The 2,454-nt window shown below is 63.4% G+C and carries 2 protein-coding genes; both read right to left on the reverse strand.

Going from position 1 to position 2,454, the window contains the following annotated elements; translation table 11 throughout:
• Positions 1-9: 9 nt before the first annotated feature.
• Positions 10-1,992: a recombinase family protein gene (locus G3480_RS26160; RefSeq protein WP_206171911.1), complete on the reverse strand. Its 1,983-nt coding sequence runs from the start codon at positions 1,990-1,992 to the stop codon at positions 10-12.
• A gap of 100 nt (positions 1,993-2,092) precedes the next feature.
• Positions 2,093-2,454: hypothetical protein (locus G3480_RS26165; protein ID WP_164657130.1), on the reverse strand; the 362-nt coding region annotated here is incomplete at its 5' end.

Genomic DNA, 2,454 nt, shown 5'->3' on the forward strand with positions numbered 1-2,454 from the left:
CTTCTTCGATCAGGCATCTTGATGCTCCTGTGAAAAACGCACACGGTTGAGCTGACCTGCACGAAGTTGGCTCAGTTGCTCGAGCGTACTGGGGTTGTCGGGAAAAAGGTAGAGCCTGGTGATTGGATCAGGTGTCAGTTCAATAGTGCCATTGTGTAGGCGATCATAGATCCAGTGGCGTGGGACGGCGAGCCGCGCGGCCACTTGCGGCACGGTCAGGTAGCCCGTGATGCGGCGCGGATGGGATTGATGACGTGTCTGCATACAGCCGTGGCGCAGTCGGATCGTCTTGACGGTGCTGGGCAGAACGGTCGTGCCCATGGGGGAGCGAAAGCCTTCGCGTGTCAGCATCGCGGCCATCTCCTCATCGCCGTGCCCCTCGGCGAAGAGGGCCAGAATGCGCGCGGTCAAGGCCGCGCCTTGCGCGTACTCGGCCAAGGAGCCCACGGGCAGCGGGAGATCGAGGGTCGTGACCTGCTCACCTTTCCAGACGAGGCGCAGATGCACCTGATCGGGCGCGGTGCGTTGCAGCACGACCTTGTCGATGAGGCAGCGTAGAAAGGCTTTTTGCTGCTCGCGGGCGAGTTGCTCCCACACGGTGGGCAGCTGTTGCCCGAGGGCGGTGAAGGCGGCCTTCAGTTGGGGATCGATCGTCTCGCTGGCGTCCGTGCAGGAGTCCTCCTGTGCGAGCTGCTGCTCGGCGTCGCGGACCTCGCGCAGGGCTTGCTCCCAACGGCTCTCGAGTTCGGCGGCGACCAAGCGGTTGTCCGGATCGACCTGCAGGAATTGCCGCTCGGCGAGCGCGAGCTGATAGCGCAGACGTTGCAGTTGCTGAGCGTTGGCCTGCTGCAGCGCCTGCTGGCTACGGCTGCGCTCAGCCATGGCGGCCGTATAGGCATCGAACTCGACCGGTGAGAGCGCGGCAAAGAAAGCGGCAATGACCGCCTCATCGATGGGGTCAGCCGGGATGTACTGGCAGACTGGCTCGCGAAACTGCTGACGCAGATAATTGCAGAGGTAATGGGCGCCGCCCTTGTATTGGATGACCATCTTGTGGCCACACACCCCGCAGTAGACCAGGCCCTGAAGTAAGGCTTGCCCCGGACGTGGGATGCCGCGGGTCTTGTTGCGATCGTACTCGGCGTAGTTGTCTTGCAGCATGGCCTGAATGCGCTCGAAGGTGTCCCAGGAAATATAGGCCGGGTATTTGTCTTTCACGCAGACCTTCCATTCGTGGATCGGCAGGCGACGTTGGCGGGCGTGCAGGAGGCCAGGGCCGCTGCGCTCGGTGCGCGTGCGCCCGTAGACGAAGGCCCCGGCGTAGGCCGGATTGCGCAAGATGGCAATGACCGAGGCCACACTCGGGCGGCGCCAGGTGATGTCACCAAAGCGGTCACGGCGCGGCAAGGTCAAGGCCTGCTCACGCAGCACGCGCACCACCTGTGCCGCCGAGTGCTGCGCGAGGAACGTCTCGAACACCAATGCTACGCGCGCCTGCACCTCGCGGTTGGGATCCTTGAGCACCGTGCCATGGGGCTCGCGCACCAGACCGACCGGAAGGGTCAGAGAAAGCTCGCCGCGCTCGGCCTTGTTGAGCAAGCCCGCCGTGAGACGCAGGCGAATGGTATGAAGCTCCAGCTCAGAGATCTGGCCCTTAAGTCCGAGCAGCAGGCGTCCGTTGGGTGTGCCGGGATCATAGAGACCGTCGCGATCGCCAATGAGGCACTGCTTGTAGCCACAGAGATCCAGCAGCGGATACCAGTCGGAGCAGTTACGCGAGAGGCGGGTCACATCGATCGAGAGGATGAGACCGACCTGTCCGAGCGTGACTTGGCTGAGCAGCTCCTTGAAGCCTTCGCGATGCTGGGCGCTGGCGGCCGTGAGTCCCAGGTCGCTGTCGATGATCTGGATGTCCGCCTCATGCCAGCCCAGCTCCAAGGCGCGTGAGCGCAGGGCATATTGCAGGCGTAAGCTCTCCTGATTGGTCAGCACCTGATGGGGTGGACTGGCGAATATAGATGACGGCCCGACGCGCCAGATGACTCGGGGTGATCAGTTCGTGCGGCATGGAGGATCTCCTGAGCAACGGCGGTCAAGTCGGCGAGGATGCGTTGTTGGCACTCGGCACTGAGGCTGTGCCAGAGGACGTCGGGAGCGATAGGCATAACCGTAACTGTTCGGCAAGCGTGACCAGCTCGGTCAGTGCCTGTACGGTCAGCTTCGCGGGAGGGCGGCGCTCGGACAGGACGCGATCGGTGGCCACCAGGGGCAGGCGCAGATACACGCCCTCTCGGTAGACCACCAGCACGTGGGTTTGTCCGCCGACGGGCGCCAGACGACGTAAGAGTGTGAACCGGCGCCCAAACAGCGGGTGGGTTGGATCGGTGACCTCGATTTCAGGCAGCGTTTCGGCGGCTGGGTTGTTGACGGGGGTATCGAGGTAGGGGATCGTTC

The organism is Thiorhodococcus mannitoliphagus (genome assembly GCF_010915725.1).
GTDB lineage: Bacteria > Pseudomonadota > Gammaproteobacteria > Chromatiales > Chromatiaceae > Thiorhodococcus > Thiorhodococcus mannitoliphagus.